Below are 17,750 nucleotides of genomic sequence, written 5' to 3'. Positions count from 1 at the left end.
TTATGTTTTAGTATATCACCTTCTCTCCACACCAGCAAGAATGTTTAATTTCTTCTTTTATCCGTAATATATTTCACTTCCCGTCCCAAAAAGAACAGCGCCAAAAGATTTGGTATTGCCATCATACCGTTCAGGGTATCGGACAGCTCCCATATGACGCCCGGGGAAAGCATACACCCCGGCAGTGTGAGCAGGATATAGCAGAACCGGTATGCGGCTGCCCCCTTCTCTTTACAGAGATAAGCGGCTGTGCGCTCACCAAAGCAGGACCATCCCACAATGGTTGCAAAGGCAAAGAGGACCGTGGCGGCTGCCAAAAATTGTTTGCCATAGGGTATGGCTGTGGAAAAAGCCATTCCGGTGAGGGTGGTGCCGTCAATATTTTCAATTCCTGCTGCCAGATTCTGAAGACAGATCTCCGGCTGGTAGACGCCGCTCACTAAGATCACAAGGGCTGTGACGGTACATACCAGAATGGTATCGATAAAGATCTCCGCAATTCCCCACATCCCCTGTGTTTTTGGGTCTTTGACGTCGGATTGGGCGTGTGCGATCACAGAGGAGCCAAGGCCCGCCTCATTGGAAAATATGCCGCGGGCAACCCCCATCTGCAGCGCCCTGCTGATTCCGTATCCGGCCGCTCCGCCCACCGCCGCTTTTACCCGGAATGCTTCCCGGAATATAATACCGAATGCATCCGGTATCATTTCCCTATGTACCCACAATACTACTAAGGCTCCAAGGAGATAGGCGGCTGCCATGACAGGGACCAGTTTCTCCGTGAAGGCAGCCACCCGCTTCAGGCCTCCGTTCAGCACGTAGGCCGTTGCCAGCATAGTCACTACGCCTGTCAAAAAGGCCGGTATATGAAAGGCCTCCTCCAGCCCTTTTGCCATGGAATTACCCTGCACCATATTTCCCATGCCAAAGGATGCCCCCAGACAGCATATGGAAAAAATAACAGCCATCCATTTACAGTGAAGCCCCCTGTCCATATACACCATGGCGCCGCCTACCCAGGCTCCGTTCTCATCTCTGTAGCGGTAACGGATGCCCAGATAATTCTCCGCGTAATTGGTCATCATACCCAAAAAGGCGGATACCCACATCCAGAAAATAGCCCCGGGCCCGCCGGCCATCAGCGCTGTTGCCACCCCTGTTATATTTCCGGTGCCCAGCGTGGCTGCCAGTGCAGTACAAAAGGACTGAAACTGGGAGATGGAATGCTCCTCCTTGGTCTTTCTGACTTCTTCTTTTTTCAGCAGGGAACCCAGTGTGGTGCGGAACCATTCCCCTGCATGGGTAATTTGAAAAAACCGTGATTTTATGGTGAAACGAATGCCGGTAGCCAGGAAAAAAAACAGCATTCCGGGGCTCCAGACAAACTCATGGAGCGTATGCAATAGATCTGACATACAAAAAGACCTGCCCAAAAAGATATTCATAGCAGTATATGTGGATGCTGTCCAAACTATGAACAACCTGAGAGCCGCAGAAATAAAAGAAACCCCTGTCAGCATGATTTCTGCACAAATGATATTCCGCAAAAAAACTGCCCCGGTCACCCGGAGCAGTTTTTGAATCGCATATGTTTTACAGTGGAATTACTGTTACTGTACACAGGCCACTGTACCGGGAGGCGTTTTCATGCCGAAAGCATGAAAATCCCGAGGCAGCCAGCGCGATATGGGGCAGAATGCTCCATATCTGTGCATCGCGAAGCGTGTTACTGGACACAGAGTGTACAGTAACGAATTACTCGAAAGCTTTTCCAACAGAACCGAACAGTTCCATTTTCTCTTTGATGGTAGCGCAGATAGCGTCAAAGCCCGGTTTTAATAATTTACGCGGGTCATAGCCTTTGCCCTGATTGTCTTTTCCTGCTTCAATGTACTCACGTGTAGCAGCAGCGAAAGTCAGCTGACACTCTGTGTTTACGTTGATCTTGGATACGCCCAGGTCGATGGCTTTTTTGATCATATCAGCCGGGATACCTGTACCGCCGTGCAGAACTAACGGCATTTCGCCTGTCAGCTTCTGGATGTCATCCAGAACGTCAAAGCGGAGGCCTGCCCAGTTTTCCGGGTATTTTCCATGGATATTTCCGATACCTGCTGCCAGCATGTCCACACCCAGGTCAGCGATCATCTTGCATTCCTGCGGGTCTGCGCATTCGCCCATTCCTACAACGCCGTCTTCCTCGCCGCCGATGGAGCCGACTTCAGCTTCCAGAGATAAGCCGAGGCCTTTGCAGACACCTGCTAACTCTTTTGTCTTCTCAACGTTCTCTTCGATCGGGTAGTGAGAACCATCAAACATGATAGATGAGAATCCTGCTTTGATGCATTTGTAGCATCCGTCATAAGTACCATGATCCAGATGCAGAGCTACCGGAACAGTAATGTTCAGCTCTTCTATCATAGCTTTTGTCATGTCTGCAACGGTTTTGAATCCGGTCATATATTTTCCGGCGCCCTCAGATACACCCAGGATGATCGGGGATTTGCACTCTTCTGCTGTTAACAGAGCTGCCTTTGTCCACTCCAGGTTATTGATGTTGAACTGTCCTACTGCATAGTGTCCTGCTTTTGCTTTTTTAAGCATTTCTGCTGCTGATACTAACATAAATCTAACCTCCACTAATTGAAAATTCTCGCTTTTCCCATCCTTGTACAGACCAACGGCCTGTTCATAAGGAAAGAACGATTTGTTATTATTATAACACATTTCCCCCTTCTGGCAAGCTTTTCTTACGCAAATTTACCAATGCAGGCGGCAGAAGCGCCGCTTTACATCTACAGACGCATTCTGAAATCTTCATACCCAAAGGTTTTTATCACTTCACAAGACCCATCTTCCCGCTCCACTGCTATGGCAGGCAGACACATCCCGTTAAAGGTATTATTCTTTACCATAGTGTAAATTGCCATATCTTCAAACTCCAGGTATTCTCCCGCAGCCAGGGGATGGTCAAAGGAATAGGTCCCGATCACATCCCCTGCCAGACAGGTTGGTCCTGCCAGGCGGTATGTGTACGGGTACTCCCCCTCCTCCTTGCTGCCGGCCAGAGGCGGTCTGTAGGGCATTTCCAGTACATCAGGCATGTGGCAGGCAGCGGAAGTATCGAGAATGGCAATATTGCCGTCCTGTGAAAAGGTATCCAATACCCTGGTAAGAAGTATACCGGCATTTAAAGCCACAGCTTCCCCCGGTTCCAGATAAACCGTAACCTGATATTTCTCCCGGATCTTACAGATACACTCCTCCAAAAGCCGGATATTGTATCCAGGCCTGGTAATGTGATGCCCGCCCCCGAAATTTACCCATTTCATCCGGTACAAAAACTCACCGAACTTGTCCTCCACTGCATCCAGGGTTGTTTTTAAATCCTCCGCATCCTGCTCACAGAGAGTATGGAAATGTATCCCCTCCACCCCCTCCAAAAGTTCCGGCACAAACCGCTCTCTCGTCACGCCCAGACGGGAGCCGGGAGCACATGGATCATAGATCGCATGTCCCTCCTGGGTGGAACACTGGGGATTGATCCGTATCCCTATGCTTTTTCCCGCATCCAGCACCCGCTCTCTGTACTTTTCTATCTGTTCAAAAGAATTAAAAACAATATGCCCGCAGTAGGAGAGGATCTCATCAAACTCTTCCTCCCTATAGGCAGGAGAATAGATATGGTTTTCCTTCCCCATCTCCTGCCACCCAAGTTTCGCCTCAAACAGCCCGCTGGCCGCAGTTCCGCTTAAGTATCTGCCCAGCAGCGGATAGAGTGCATACATGGAAAACGCTTTCTGGGCCAGCAATATCCTGCATCCGGTCCGGTCCATAACCCCTTTGAGGATGCGCAGGTTTTTCTCCAAAGCCGGTATGGAAATTAGATAGCACGGTGTCGGCAGTTCATTCCGTCTCATAGGCCTACTCCACCAGACATGGATCGTGGGAAATTTGGTACGGAAGTCCCCATTGGTTCAGCGCATCCATAAATGGATCCGGGTCAAACTCCTCGATATTATGTACACCGGGCTTATTCCATGTACCGTTCATAAGCATCATGGCGCCAACCATGGCCGGCACTCCGGTTGTATAAGATACTGCCTGGGAACCGGTCTCCTTATAGCACTCCTGATGGTCACACACATTATAAATATACAATTTTTGCTCTTTCCCATCCTTTTTGCCAATAAAAATACAACCGATATTGGTCTTGCCTTTCGTTCTCGGCCCCAGAGATGCCGGGTCGGGAAGCACTGCCTTCAGAAACTGCAGAGGCACGATCTCCTTTCCCTCATACAGGATAGGCTCAATGGATGTCATCCCCACATTCTCCAGACATTTCAGATGTGTGAGATAGCTCTGTCCGAAAGTCATAAAAAAGCGGATCCTTTTGATCCCCGGTATGTTAAGGGCAAGGGATTCCAGCTCTTCGTGGTGGAGCAGATACATATCCTTTTCCCCTACTTCCGGGAAATTGTATACACGTTTGATCTCCATAGGTTCTGTCTCCACCCATTGTCCGTCCTCCCAATAGGAGCCTTTTGCGGAAACCTCCCGGATATTGATCTCCGGATTAAAATTCGTAGCAAAGGGATACCCATGTTCTCCCCCGTTGCAGTCTAAAATATCAATGTAATTGATCTCATCAAAATAGTGTTTCAGCGCATACGCCGAATATACACCTGTGACACCCGGATCAAATCCGCTGCCAAGCAGTGCTGTGATGCCTGCCTTTTCAAATTTTTCCCTGTAGGCCCACTGCCATTTGTATTCAAATTTCGCGGTGTCCTCCGGTTCGTAGTTGGCAGTGTCCACATAGTGGGTTTTCGCTGCCAGGCAGGCTTCCATAATTGCAAGATCCTGATATGGAAGGGCCAGATTTAAAACCACCTGAGGTTTTTCCCTCTTGATCAGCGCAGTCAGTTCCTCCACATTACCTGCGTCCACCTGTGCGGTGGTGATCTTTGTCCCGGTAGTACCCTCCAGCTCTGACTTCAGGGCATCACATTTTGACAGTGTCCTGCTGGCTATACACAACTCCTCAAATACCTGGCTGTTTGCACAGCATTTACGGATCGCCACACCTGCCACGCCGCCGCAGCCGATCACCATTACTTTTCCCATATTATTTTCCTCCTGTATCTTTTTTTGCGGTCGCCCGGTAAATGGGCAGACCTGCTGATCCTTACCTCTTATGTTCTAATACTGCAGTGCAAGCAGCATTTCCCTCACTATTTTCCCTGCCACAGCAGTGGAAACGCCGCTCTGGTCAAATGGCGGGCATAGTTCATTCACATCACAGCCTATCACCCTGCACCCCCTGCACACCGACAAAACGGCCTGCAGCAGCTCCCGGAAAAATACGCCTCCTGCCTCCGGGGTCCCGGTTCCGGGAAACACGGACGGGTCCAGCACATCAAGGTCCAGTGTAAAATACACCGGCCGACCCGAAAGTGCGGCAGCGACTTCTGAAACGCCCTCCAGATCAAAGGGGTGCATATTCACATGCCCCTCCTCTGCCCATAAAAATTCTTCCCGGTCCCCGGAGCGGATACCGAACTGGAAGATACGGTCATCCCCCACCAGTTCCCAGCATCTTCTCAACACACAGGCGTGGGACAGCTCCACTCCCAGATAATCCCTGCGCAGATCCGCATGGGCATCAAAATGTACCAGGCAGAGGTCGGGATATTTCTTCACCGCGGCCCGCACGCTTCCCAGGGTCACCAGATGTTCGCCTCCGATCATAAAAGGCAGTTTCCCATCCTCTAAGATCACTGCGGCCCGGCCTTCAATCTCCTCCAGCACCCGCACGGTATCCCCAATGGGAAGTTCTAAATCCCCGCTGTCAAATATAGGATAGTCCGTCAGGTCCTTTTTCTGGTAAGGACTGTAAGTCTCAAGTCCGTAGGATTCATTTCTGATGGCCTGGCTTCCAAAGCGGGTCCCCGGACGATAGGAGGTGGTGGAATCGAAAGGTGCTCCGAAAAGAACCACCTGCGACGCCTCATATTCCCCGTCACATCCGATAAAATTCACAATATTTTTACTCAACATCTTTCAGCATCTCCTCCACATAAGCCGGCAGCGCAAAGACACCAGCATGAAGCCTGGGCAGATAATATCTGGTATGGATCCCAAGCAGCTTCCATCTGACCCCGTCCAGGTCATCCACCGGGTGATATTTTTTTGATGCAAAGCCAAAGAGCCAGTGCCCGGAAGGGTAGGAAGGAATATGGGCCTGATAGATCCGGCTCACGGGAAAAGACTCCACGATCCGCTTGTGCATCCGCAGACACCAGAAGGCCTCCTCATCGTAAAAAGGGCTCTCATGCTGATTGATCATGATCCCATCCTCATGAAGCGCGTTGAAGCAGTTCCCATAAAATTCTTTTGTGAACAGCCCTTCCGCTGCCCCGAAAGGATTGGGGGAGTCAATGATGATCAGATCATAGGCATCGGAACGGCTGCGGATAAACTTCAGTCCGTCTTCATGGTATATGCTGACTCTTCTGTCATTGAGGCTGCAGGCCATCTGGGGAAAATATTTCCGGCACACCTCCACCAGAAGCGGGTCTGCCTCCACCACATCAATCTGCTCCACATCTTCGTATTTTACCAGTTCCCGGACAACACCGCCGTCACCGCCGCCGATAACAAGGATCTGCTTCACATTCGGATGGACAGCCATGGGCACATGGCTTATCATCTCGTGATAAATAAATTCATCCTTCTCAGTCAGGGCCAAATCCCCGTCCACAACCAGTATCTTCCCGAATTCCCTGGAACTCAGCACATCCAGACGCTGCAGTTCACTGTTGGCAGAAAAAAGCTGCTCATCCACACGGATGGATAATTTTACATTTGGTGTGTGCACATCGGAAAACCACATTTCCATCATACCGTCCCTCCCTTCAGTACATTGAGCCGTCTGATCCCCGCATCCTCAGGTCCGGTCATGGAACATCCCTTTTCTTTTGCATAGACTATGTAATCCAAAATATCCTCTGTGATCTCTTCCCCCGGCGCCAGGATCGGAATACCCGGAGGATAGCACATGACAAACTCACTGCAGATTCTTCCCGCCGTCTGTTCCAGGGGCAGGGATTCCTTGGGCGCATAGAAAGCCTCCTGAGGCGTTGCCACCACTTTGGGATCAATATATTCCTGGGAGAGCATACCCGCCCGGTCTTTTTTATACCGCCGCTTCACCTCCGCCAGGGCGCTCACCAGCCGCTCCACCTCCTGCCTGCGGTCCCCGATGGACAGATAGGCCAGAATATTGCCGATGTCACCGAACTCGATCTGAATGTCATACTCATCCCGCAGAATATCATAGACTTCAATCCCCGCCAGTCCGATTTCCAGCGTGTGCACAGAGAGCTTTGTGCGGTCAAAAGCAAAGATACTGTTCCCGTTTACCAAATCCTTGGAGAAAGCATAATAGCCCCCAATATTGTTGATCTCCTCCCTGGCGTATTCTGCAAGGCCAATCACTTTCTCAAATTCCCGCTTTCCCCTCAGCGCCAGATTTCTTCTGGAAATATCAAGGCTGGAGAGAAGCAGATAGGAGCCGCTTGTGGTCTGGGTCAGATTGATGATCTGCCGCACATGCCCCTCACTCACCCCCGGTCCTGTCAGAAGAAAAGAACTCTGTGTCAGGCTTCCCCCTGACTTGTGCATACTCACCGCTGCAATATCGGCTCCGGCTGCCATGGCGGACACGGGAAGTCCGTCTCCAAAATAAAAATGTGTCCCATGTGCTTCGTCGGCCAGCACCAGCATCCCATGTTCATGGGCCAGTTTTACTATGGAACGCAAGTCGGAACAGACTCCGTAATAGGTAGGGTTATTGACAAACACAGCCACCGCGTCGGGATTGTTCCGAATGGCTGCCTCCACCTGTTCCAGCCGCATCCCCAGGGAAATTCCGAGCCTGCAGTCCACATCCGGATTCACATATACCGGCTGCGCCCCGCAGAGAACCAAGGCATTGATGGCACTTCTGTGCACATTCCTGGGCATGATGATCTTATCCCCCCGCTTGCAGCAGGACAGGACCATACTCTGTACAGAGGACGTGGTGCCTCCCACCATGAGAAACGCATGGGCTGCGCCGAAGGCCTCAGCCGCCAGTTCCTCCGCCTCCTTGATGACGGAAACAGGATGGCAGAGATTATCCAGGGGTTTCATGGAATTCACATCAATCCCCACACACTTCTCCCCCAGAAGCTCCACCAGCTCCGGATTCCCTTTTCCGTGCTTATGTCCCGGAACATCAAAGGGCACGACCCGCATTTTCCTGAAACGTTCCAGCGCCTCGTAGATGGGCGCCCGTTCCTGATTTAATTCTAACATGTTCGACCTCCTTATCCGATTCCTGCCTGCATACGGGTGCGCTCTGTCTCAACACAAAAAAAGCAAGCAGGACCGTATACATAGTCCTTTGCTTGCTTCTGTTCATCCTTATAGAAATCCACCGTTCCCCGTCTCCGCCGGCCCTCAAATAAGACCCGCACCGGGTAAAACATGGCTTTTATTCTTTTTCACAAAAACAGATATGGTTTAGAGTCTATATAGCAAATATTTATACTTTTAATACTCTTATTGACCGTTTCACAAGTTTGACGTTTTGTATACGCACTAGTTATAAAGTAACCAACTTATAAAATTTGAGCTTCTAACTCAATCAATAAGGCAATAAAATTGCCGGAAATATTTGCATGGAAATCTTCGCCTTTATCTGTCTTCCATACATGCCATACTTTATCACAGCTTTACTAAAATAGCAAGAAAAACTTATCTCTGTCCTGTAAATTTCTGTTTTCACTCCCGGATATCTATGGTATGATATATTTGTAGCAAAATTTCTGATTCATATGGAAAGGAGGGTATAATTGCCGGAATATTGGTAACGGTTCAGTGTCTTCACAAATTCCTGCAAAAACCCATGAAGGAACCCCTTCGGCAATGGGAGTTTTGCCTGCTAAATGCGCAGACCTGCTGAATCGTAACAAAGATTGCAATTATACAGTGAATACAGGATTATGGAAATGAAAAATATGATCGTCGGCCAATCCGGCGGCCCAACCGCTGCCATCAACAGCAGCCTGTACGGCGTCGCAGCGGAGGGCTTACGCCAAAAAGAATTTATCGGACGTGTCTACGGAATGGTAAATGGGATTGAGGGATTTCTGGAAGGAAGGATCCTGGACTTTGAAGACGCGCTTCCGGGCAATACACTGGAAGGCCTGAAAACGACTCCGGGTGCTTACCTAGGTTCCTGCCGCTATAAACTGCCGGAGGATTTATCTGATCCGGTCTACCCGGAGCTGTTTGCCAAGTTTGAGGAACTGCAGATCGGATACGTGTTCTATATCGGAGGCAATGACTCCATGGACACGGTGAGCAAGCTCTCCCGCTATGCTGCCTCTGTGAACAGTGATATCCGCTTTATCGGAGAACCCAAGACCGTGGACAATGATCTGGTCCTCACTGACCATACCCCCGGTTTTGGCAGCGCAGCCAGATATGTGGCATCCACTGTGCGTGAGATCGTCATTGATGCCAATGTATATGAGAAAAGATCAGTTACTATCATAGAAATCATGGGACGGCATGCAGGCTGGCTCACAGCCGCTTCCGCCCTGGCAAGAAAATATAAAGGGGACAACCCTCTGCTCATCTATCTGCCTGAGACAGCCTTTGACCAGGAGGCATTCCTCAAAAAAGTGGAAGCATGCTTTGATAAAAACCCCAATGTCATAGTGTGCGTTTCCGAGGGGATCCACGATGACAAGGGAACTTTTATCTGTGAATACGACAACCATGTAGGCACAGATACCTTTGGACACAAAATGCTGGCCGGATGCGGCAAATATCTGGAAAACCTGGTGAGAAACCGTCTGGGCGTAAAGGCCCGCTCCGTGGAGCTGAATGTAAGCCAGCGCTGTTCTGCCTCCATGATGTCCGCTGCAGACCAGAAAGAGGCTGTCATGGCCGGTGAATTCGGCGTCCGTGCAGCACTCAAAGGATATACAGGGAAAATGGTAGCCTACAAAAGGACCTGCAACCTTCCCTACGCGATCACGCTTGGCCTGGAGGATGTAAACGAGATCTGTAACAAAGAAAAGACCGTTCCCTTGGAATGGATCACCGGGGACGGCTCGGATATCAGTGATGATTTCGTCATCTATGCGCTTCCGCTTATCCAGGGAACCGTTGAAATCCCCATGGGTACAGACGGACTGCCTGCGTTTGTCTATAGAAAATAAATCGTAACGATTCCGTAGGTCAGCGCATTCACTGCGCTGACCGTAAGAAAGTGTACCACGGCCAAGCAAAAATTCCATCGCCAAAGGCGCGATTCTGCATGAATTTTTTCCTGTAACTGTGAGGGTACTGAATCGTTACAATAAGGCATTTTATTCAGAAAGGGAGGGAATACCGCTCGTTGACGCGGTATTCCCTCCTTTTTACTTCTGTTCCCGGCTGCTGCCAAAAGACAGAAGTATATTTCTCTGTAGAAATTCTTTTGTCTGATCTCTTGGGGCGTCCTCTGTCTCCATTCCCTGAAGCAGATATACAAAATAGCTCATAAATCCTGCCATCAATACCATAGTCACAAATGTTTCCGGCATATCCGCCGGAATGGTTCCCTCGCGTTTCCCCTGTTCCGTCAGAATGCGGAGCACACTCTCCACCTGACTCTGAGGGCCGCCGAATTTTGCATATTCCCTATATAAGTGTTCTTTCATCTGACATTCCTGTCCCTGCAGGCGCATAAGCTGTGTGCTGCATCTGCTGCTGCTCATCTCTGTCTCGATGAAATCAAGCACTGCCTTGATCTGCTCTTTCAGGCTCTCTGTTTTTCTGAGAACATCCATAATTTTCTGAAACAATTTCTCCCCGGACCAGATGATGGCTTTCGCCACCATCTCCTCCTTGCTGGAAAAGTACTCATAAGCGGTACCCTTGCCGATCCCGGCCCGGCTGGTAATATCAGATACCTTAATGGAGTGAATGTCCACATCTTCCTCTATCAGTTCAATGACGGCCCGGAAAAGAGCCAGTTCCTTCTCACTGAGCTTCTCCTTCATCCACTAATCTCTCCTCATCCTTTTTATAATGGCGGCGGTTCAGTATATCATAGATACACGGCACGACAAAGAGTGTCAGCAGTGTACCATAGATCAAACCTCCGATTGTTACGATCGCCATTGGCTGCACCATATCCGCGCCCATTCCCATGCCCATAGCCATGGTGAGAAGGCCCAGAATGGTGGTGAGTGCTGTCATGACGATGGGGCGCAGACGGGCACGGCCTGCCTCTTCGATCGCCGCGCGTTTTTCCATGCCATCCTTGCGGAGCTGGTTGATGTAATCCACCAGCACAATACCATTGTTTACAATGATGCCTGACAGCATGACAAATCCCACCATAGCCACGATGCTGACCGGCTTGTTGCTCACAAGCAGGCCCATAAATCCGCCTGTAAACGCCAGAGGAATGGTGAACATGATGATAAACGGAGACAGCAGGGACTGGAACTGTGCCACCATGATCAGGTACATAAATACCAATGCCAGAGCCAGCATCTGAAGGAGCTGCCCCATAGCCTCGTTGATACTCTCATCTTCACCCTTCATTTCAATCGTATACCCTTCGGGTACGTTATATTTATCCAGGATCTTCTGTACATCCTGGCTTACCAGCCCGATATTATAACCGGACGCGATCTCGGCAGTCACTGACATATAACGTGACTGGCTATCCCTGTTGATAGCCTGGGGGCTTACAGAGTCCTCAAAGGTGGCAATATCCCCAACCTTTATCTCTTCCGTCTCCCCTTCTGCGTTGGTGGTCTGGATGGATATATCCGCAAGCTGTTCCCTGGTAAGGGATTCATCCTTCTCGCTTCTGACATACACATCATAGTCTTTCGTTGCCGTTGAGATTGTTGTAGCGCTTGTGGCCTCTGCGATCTTCTTATTGATCTCCTGGAACACCTGTGCCACGGTCAGGCCATAGCGCATAGCTTTTGACTTATCCACAACCACCTTATACTGGGCATCGGTCTCTTCCATGCCGTCGTAGACATTTTGTGTACCCTTTACCTTCTCTATCTTACCGGCCAGGTCTGTGGCGATCTCCTGGAGCTGTTCCAAATCTTTTCCTTTGATCTCCACCTGGAGGCCGCTGCCGCCCAGTGCGCTCATATCCATATTGGAAGTAGAAACCGCCACTTCACAACCATCCACACCCTTGGTCCTTTTCAGGATCTCTTTTTCAAGCTGCTCATTGTTCAGCTTTTTATCTTCCTTCAGCACCAAATACATAGTGACCTCATTGGTGGAACTGCCCATAGACATGGAAGAACCGCCAGCCATGGCACCGATGGTCTCAATATCATCGATATCAGAGATCTTGTCGATAATTTCATCCGCTTTTGCCGCGGTATCCTTGAGAGGGGTTCCCTTGTCCGTGGTCACAGTAAGACTTGCCTGTGTGCTCTCCATGGATGGGAAAAATTCCGTCCCCTTTTTCACTGACAGGTACATACTTCCCAAAAATAAAACCAGTGCTCCCAAAAGCACCCAGGCTTTATGTTTCAGGGTCTTATGAATCATACGTCCATAAAAATCCTGCACCTTATCCAAAAGTTTGGATGGCTTCGCCTCAGCCCTCTTCAAAAGTCCTGCGGACATCATAGGTACCAGGGTCAGCGCTACCACAAGGCTGGCCGCCAGGGAATAACCGATCGTCAGCCCCATATCCACGAAAAGCTGACGGGTAATGCCCTCTGTAAATACAATGGGCGCAAACACGCACACGGTTGTCAGGGTTGAGGAGACAATGGCTCCCGCCACCTGTTTTGCTCCTTCCACAGCGGCTTTTCTGGCCGGTATCCCCTGGCTCCGCATACGGTATATATTCTCAATAACAACAATAGAGTTATCCACCAGCATACCCACACCCAGGGCAAGACCTGAGAGGGAAATGATGTTCAGCGTCACGCCTGAGAAATACATGAGCACCAAAGCTGCCACCACACTGATCGGGATCGAGCAGGCAATAACAAAAGTGGGCTTAATATCCCGCAGGAATAAAAACAGTACCAGAATAGCCAGAATACCTCCGTACAGCATATTCTGCAGCACGGAATTTACAACCATATCAATATAGATACCCTGATTCATCAGTGTTGTAAAATGCAGGCCGTCATTTCCCTTCTCCAATTCCTCCATACGGTCCAGGATCTTGTCAGCCACATCTCCTGTGGAATAACCGGTCTGTTTCTCTATGGAAAGTATCATGCCGGGATTGCCGTTGATCTTTGCATATACCTCTGCAGAATCATCTGTGACACTGATATCTGCCACATCAGACAGGCGGATAGATGCCAGACCGTCCAGTTTCAGGTCCAGAAGGACCAAGTCCCCCAGACTGTCCACATCCTGTACTTTATCCCCTACCCGGATCAGATACTCCTTATTGTCCTCTGTCACATACCCTGCCGGCATGGCAAAGTTCTCTGCCGTGAGGATTCCCTTCACCATATCGGATGTGAGGATCGTATTCAGATCGGCTTTGTCCTGCGCCTGCTCTTTTGCCTCATTCAGCTGGTCTCTTCCGGAGTCAAGCTGAGACTGGGCTGCCTCCAGCTGGGCCGTTCCCATGGCGATCTTGGAGGAAGCTGAACTGAGCTGAATGGAGGCCATGATCTTCTGCGTTTCAAGTTGGATCTGGGCTGCACTCATCTGAGACTGGCCTGCCTCGATCTGAGCCTTTGCCTCCTGCAGCTTCTGTATCCCTGCATTTAACTGGGTCTGGCCCTCTGCCAACTGCGCTTTTGCCCCTGCGATCTCCTGCAGGCCGCTATTGGCTGCTTCCAGCCCTTTATCCACCACTTCCATCGGGTCAAGCTGGGCAAACTGTTCATTGAGAGCTGCAAGCTGCTGCTCCATCTCCGCCTTTTTGCCCTCCATCTCCTCTTTGGCTGCGGTCAGCTGGGCGATGGTCTGCTGCCATTCCTCATCTGTCATATTGTCAGGCTTCTCAGGTGTTAAGGCATTTAACTGCTCCTCCAGCTCCTCAATCTGGCCCTGGATCGTGGCAATTCCCTCCTCCAGTTTCTGCATTCCCTCCTGGGCTTCCAGCAGCTTGTTTTTTGCTTCTGTCAGCTTTTCCACTGTGAGATTCAGGCCTTCCTCTGTAGCCTGCAGAAGTTTTGACTGGCTGTCCAGCTCTGTCTGCTTACTCTCCAGGTTCTGGAGCTGCATATCCACCTCAGCAGCGCTCTTTGTCAGTTCACTCTGTGCCTGGGAGAGCTGTCCGCTTCCCTCACCGATCTGGGAAGCCGCTTCGTTCTGACCGGATTCCAGTTCACTCTGGCCGGAATCCAGTTCGCTTTTGCCGGAGTCGATCTCAGCCTGGGCATCGTCCAGCTTCTCTTCCTCCTCAGCGAACTTGCCGTTAATGGCATCCTGTACCTTCCGGTTCATGGCATCCAGCTTCTCCTGGTTGATCCTCACCTCAATATTCTCAGTAACGCTGCCGCTCTGGGAAACCCTGGCAACACCGTCAATACTCTCGATATTAGGCTGCACATTATCTTCTATGTAATCCGTAAGTTCCGCAGCCGTCATATCATCCACATCCACGGCGGCAACCAGGACCGGAAGCATATCCGGGTTCAGTTTCATAATAATGGGATTACTCACCGAGTCGTCCCAATATCCCTTTATCTGGTCCAAATTCTCCCGCATCTCCAGGGACACGGAATCCATATTGGTGGTCTCCTCAAACTCAAGGATGACCATAGATACATTTTCTCTGGAGACAGAACTTACATTCTTAATATTGCTGACTGTCGCCATACTCTGTTCAATAGGCTTTGTAACAGTCTCCTCCACCGATTCCGGGCTGGCGCCCACATAGGTAGTCATTACGATTGCATAAGGCAGATTCATACTGGGCAGAAGATCTGTGTTCATTTTTGTCACAGACACCACTCCCAATAGGATCACCAGCACTACCGCCACAACGACGGTATAGGGCTTTTTCACACTAAAACGCGATAACATTTGAAGTCCTCCTGTATTTTTGCTCGACCGACTGACCGGTCAGTCTGATGTTAAAATTATATGTCTTTACAGGAATGGTGTCAACAAGACTAATTATTAAAGTTGCATAAACTTTGCTGCTGCGGGTTCCTGTTTACGGCTGCTGCCAAAGACCATGAAGTATATATAGTTACTGTCCACTCCGTGTCAGTAACACGCTTCGCGATGCACAGATATGGAGCATTCTGCCCCATATCGCGCTGGCTGCCTCGGGATTTTCATGCTTCCGGCATGAAAACGCCTCCCGGTACAGTGGAACAGCAACTATATATATTCGTCATTTTGCCCATTTTTATCTTTACTTATCTTTATATCATGGTATAATGTCTATAAGCACAATACTGACAAGTATATGGAGCACAGAAACCACAGTTTCAAAAAAGAAAAAGCCTAACTGATAAAATCCTTTTATATATTCAAAATACAGCCCCGGCAGCATAGAACTGCCGGGGCTGTGTTTGTATTTTATAGGAAGGAGTAACTGTTCAGTACCCTCACAGTTACAGGCAAAGATCCATGCAGAATCGCCTTTGGCGATGGGATTTTTGCTTGGCTGCGGAATGCTTTCTTACGGTCAGCGCAGTGAATGCGCAGACCTACTGAATAGTTACAGGAAGGATCTTATAACTGTGCACATACAAAACAGTTGCCGCTTTATTGATCATAGAGATGACAGGCAGCCATATGCCCGTTTCCAATATCCTTTAATTCAGGCATCACCGTATCACAGCCCTCTGTTTTCTTAAAACAGCGGGAGCAGAAACGGCAGCCTGCCGGAGGGTTAATAGGCGTTGGCACATCCCCCGTGAGAATGATCCTCTCTTTTTTCTTCGTGATATCCGTGGATGGAATCGCGGAAAGGAGGGCCTGTGTGTATGGATTCAGCGGATTATCATAGATCTCACGCTTATCTGCTACCTCCATCAGCTTACCAAGATACATTACACCCACACGGTCACTTATGTGTTTCACCACGTTCAGTCCATGGGCAATAAACAGGTAGGTAAGTCCAAATTCGTCCTTCAGATCATCCAGCAGGTTCAGAACCTGGGCCTGAATGGAGACATCCAGTGCGGATACCGGCTCATCGCAGACGATCAGCTTGGGCTGTACAGCCAGCGCTCTGGCAATTCCCACCCTCTGTCTCTGTCCGCCTGAAAACTCATGAGGATACCGGTTTCTCTGATGATTTGCAAGGCCTACGCAGTTCATCAGATAGGTAACCCTGTCCTCCACCTGGTTATCCGGCATGAGCTTGTTGATACGGATGGGTTCAGCGATAATGTCGCCCACCGTCATACGCGGGTTCAGGGATGCATAAGGATCCTGGAAGATCAATTGGATGTCCTTGCAGTATTTTCTTCTCTCTTTTGTGGAGAGCTTGGATATATCGGTTCCATTGTATATGATTTCGCCTGAAGTGGGCTTGTACAGATCCACCAGCATTTTGCCGATCGTGGATTTACCGCAGCCGGACTCTCCAACCAGGCCCAGAGCTTCGCCTTTATATATTTTAAAAGAAACATCATCCACAGCTTTCAGGACAGCGGTGGGTTTTCCGAAGAAATTTGTCTCCACATCGAAATACTTTTTCAGGTGTCTGGCCTCCAAAAGCACTTCTCTCTTCTCTTCACTCATCTTACGCACCCTCCACTTCATCGCTTACCAGGAAGCATCTAACTTTTCTTCCATCCTCTGTCTCAGCCAGTTTGGGCATATGTTCCCTGCACTTATCCATACATTTGTCACAGCGGTCCGCAAAGGAACATCCCTTCGGCAGATGTATTGGGTCCGGTACAATACCTTTGATCATGTACAGGCGTTCCCTGTCTTCATCCATTTTCGGGATGGAGTCCAAAAGTCCCTGTGTGTAAGGATGCAGGGGTTTTGTGAAAAGCTGTTCCACAGTAGCCTGCTCCACCACGCGTCCGCAGTACATGACCACCACTTTGTCCGCAGTCTCAGCCACAACCCCCAGGTCATGGGTGATGAGGAGCACTGCCATACCCAGTTTTTCTCTCAGACGGTTGATCAGATCCAGGATCTGTGCCTGGATGGTAACGTCAAGGGCAGTGGTAGGCTCATCTGCGATCAGAAGCTCGGGATCACAGGCCAGAGCCATGGCAATCATCACACGCTGACGCATACCGCCGGACATCTGATGCGGATAGTCGTTCACACGCTGCTCCGGAGCAGGAATACCTACCAGGTCCAGCATTTGAATGGCTCTGTCAAGAGCCTCCTTCTTGCTCATAGTGGTGTGGGTCAGAATGGTCTCCATAATCTGGTCCTTGATCCTGTACACCGGATTTAGAGAGGTCATTGGCTCCTGGAAGATCATTGAGATCTTATCTCCGCGGACAGCCTGCATCTCTTTTGTGTTTTTCTTTAACAGATTTTCGCCGTTGAACAGGATTTCCCCTCCTGCCACCCGGCCTGGGTCACGGATCAATCCCATGACAGAGAGGGAGGTAACACTTTTTCCGGAACCGGATTCTCCCACCACCGCCAGGATCTCTCCTTTGTCCACTGCAAAGCTGACACCGTTTACCGCCTTGACCGTACCTCTTTTTACTTTAAATTCTGTCTCCAGATCGTTTACTTCCAATAACATGATACGG

12 protein-coding genes are annotated in these 17,750 nt (G+C 49.8%); 1 reads left to right on the top strand and 11 read right to left on the bottom strand.

The features are described 5' to 3' along the window. Window positions 1-44: 44 nt before the first annotated feature. The 7 genes from CI595_RS19345 to CI595_RS19315 all read right to left on the bottom strand — a co-directional run bounded on the left by CI595_RS19345 (window position 45) and on the right by CI595_RS19315 (window position 8,361). The gene (locus CI595_RS19345; protein WP_095175388.1) at window positions 45-1,415 is read right to left on the bottom strand and encodes an alanine/glycine:cation symporter family protein; all 1,371 of its coding nucleotides are present in this window, start codon (window positions 1,413-1,415) and stop codon (window positions 45-47) included. A gap of 340 nt (window positions 1,416-1,755) precedes the next feature. Further along, window positions 1,756-2,625, bottom strand: coding sequence for a class II fructose-1,6-bisphosphate aldolase (gene fba / locus CI595_RS19340; protein ID WP_095175255.1), 870 nt, complete (start codon window positions 2,623-2,625; stop codon window positions 1,756-1,758). 170 nt (window positions 2,626-2,795) lie between these two features. Continuing rightward, window positions 2,796-3,920, bottom strand: coding sequence for a carboxynorspermidine decarboxylase (gene nspC / locus CI595_RS19335; protein ID WP_095175254.1), 1,125 nt, complete (start codon window positions 3,918-3,920; stop codon window positions 2,796-2,798). Between the two features lie 4 nt (window positions 3,921-3,924). Further along, entirely contained in the window at window positions 3,925-5,127 is a 1,203-nt protein-coding gene (locus CI595_RS19330) for a saccharopine dehydrogenase family protein (RefSeq protein ID WP_095175253.1), read from the bottom strand. 75 nt (window positions 5,128-5,202) lie between these two features. Further along, the gene (gene speB, locus CI595_RS19325) at window positions 5,203-6,060 is read right to left on the bottom strand and encodes an agmatinase (protein ID WP_095175252.1); all 858 of its coding nucleotides are present in this window, start codon (window positions 6,058-6,060) and stop codon (window positions 5,203-5,205) included. Then, window positions 6,050-6,901 carry a polyamine aminopropyltransferase gene (gene speE, locus CI595_RS19320; protein ID WP_095175387.1) on the bottom strand — a complete coding sequence of 284 codons (852 nt, stop codon included), beginning with the start codon at window positions 6,899-6,901 and terminating at the stop codon, window positions 6,050-6,052. The genes speB and speE overlap by 11 nt, the downstream gene beginning before the upstream one ends. Further along, window positions 6,901-8,361: an aminotransferase class I/II-fold pyridoxal phosphate-dependent enzyme gene (locus tag CI595_RS19315; protein WP_095175251.1), complete on the bottom strand. Its 1,461-nt coding sequence runs from the start codon at window positions 8,359-8,361 to the stop codon at window positions 6,901-6,903. Before CI595_RS19315 ends, speE begins: the two co-directional genes overlap by 1 nt. A gap of 689 nt (window positions 8,362-9,050) precedes the next feature. Here CI595_RS19315 and CI595_RS19310 point away from each other — a divergent pair. Further along, window positions 9,051-10,277 carry a 6-phosphofructokinase gene (locus CI595_RS19310; RefSeq protein ID WP_187144045.1) on the top strand — a complete coding sequence of 409 codons (1,227 nt, stop codon included), beginning with the start codon at window positions 9,051-9,053 and terminating at the stop codon, window positions 10,275-10,277. A 201-nt stretch (window positions 10,278-10,478) separates the two neighbouring features. Here CI595_RS19310 and CI595_RS19305 read toward each other — a convergent pair whose 3' ends face one another. The 4 genes from CI595_RS19305 to CI595_RS19290 all read right to left on the bottom strand — a co-directional run bounded on the left by CI595_RS19305 (window position 10,479) and on the right by CI595_RS19290 (window position 17,743). Beyond that, complete coding sequence (locus CI595_RS19305) at window positions 10,479-11,102, bottom strand: TetR/AcrR family transcriptional regulator (protein ID WP_095175249.1); 624 nt, start codon at window positions 11,100-11,102, stop codon at window positions 10,479-10,481. Continuing rightward, window positions 11,083-15,090: an efflux RND transporter permease subunit gene (locus CI595_RS19300; RefSeq protein ID WP_095175248.1), complete on the bottom strand. Its 4,008-nt coding sequence runs from the start codon at window positions 15,088-15,090 to the stop codon at window positions 11,083-11,085. The genes CI595_RS19305 and CI595_RS19300 overlap by 20 nt, the downstream gene beginning before the upstream one ends. A gap of 693 nt (window positions 15,091-15,783) precedes the next feature. Further along, the gene (locus tag CI595_RS19295) at window positions 15,784-16,767 is read right to left on the bottom strand and encodes an ABC transporter ATP-binding protein (RefSeq protein ID WP_095175247.1); all 984 of its coding nucleotides are present in this window, start codon (window positions 16,765-16,767) and stop codon (window positions 15,784-15,786) included. A 1-nt stretch (window position 16,768) separates the two neighbouring features. Beyond that, window positions 16,769-17,743, bottom strand: coding sequence for an ABC transporter ATP-binding protein (locus tag CI595_RS19290; protein ID WP_095175246.1), 975 nt, complete (start codon window positions 17,741-17,743; stop codon window positions 16,769-16,771). Window positions 17,744-17,750: the final 7 nt, after the last annotated feature.

The organism is Blautia hominis (assembly GCA_002270465.1).
In the GTDB taxonomy this organism is placed as follows: domain Bacteria; phylum Bacillota; class Clostridia; order Lachnospirales; family Lachnospiraceae; genus Blautia; species Blautia hominis.
Note: the sequence above shows the minus strand (reverse complement) of the source record. Positions and strands in the feature narration are given on the sequence as shown.

Bases quoted from the DNA above. Each gene is read 5' to 3' on its own strand.
- CI595_RS19345 (WP_095175388.1), bottom strand. From the start codon at position 1,415: ATGTCAGATCTATTGCATACGCTCCATGAGTTTGTCTGGAGCCCCGGA.
- fba (WP_095175255.1), bottom strand. From the start codon at position 2,625: ATGTTAGTATCAGCAGCAGAAATGCTTAAAAAAGCAAAAGCAGGACAC.
- nspC (WP_095175254.1), bottom strand. From the start codon at position 3,920: ATGAGACGGAATGAACTGCCGACACCGTGCTATCTAATTTCCATACCG.
- CI595_RS19330 (WP_095175253.1), bottom strand. From the start codon at position 5,127: ATGGGAAAAGTAATGGTGATCGGCTGCGGCGGCGTGGCAGGTGTGGCG.
- speB (WP_095175252.1), bottom strand. From the start codon at position 6,060: ATGTTGAGTAAAAATATTGTGAATTTTATCGGATGTGACGGGGAATAT.
- speE (WP_095175387.1), bottom strand. From the start codon at position 6,901: ATGGAAATGTGGTTTTCCGATGTGCACACACCAAATGTAAAATTATCC.
- CI595_RS19315 (WP_095175251.1), bottom strand. From the start codon at position 8,361: ATGTTAGAATTAAATCAGGAACGGGCGCCCATCTACGAGGCGCTGGAA.
- CI595_RS19310 (WP_187144045.1), top strand. From the start codon at position 9,051: ATGGAAATGAAAAATATGATCGTCGGCCAATCCGGCGGCCCAACCGCT.
- CI595_RS19305 (WP_095175249.1), bottom strand. From the start codon at position 11,102: ATGAAGGAGAAGCTCAGTGAGAAGGAACTGGCTCTTTTCCGGGCCGTC.
- CI595_RS19300 (WP_095175248.1), bottom strand. From the start codon at position 15,090: ATGTTATCGCGTTTTAGTGTGAAAAAGCCCTATACCGTCGTTGTGGCG.
- CI595_RS19295 (WP_095175247.1), bottom strand. From the start codon at position 16,767: ATGAGTGAAGAGAAGAGAGAAGTGCTTTTGGAGGCCAGACACCTGAAA.
- CI595_RS19290 (WP_095175246.1), bottom strand. From the start codon at position 17,743: ATGTTATTGGAAGTAAACGATCTGGAGACAGAATTTAAAGTAAAAAGA.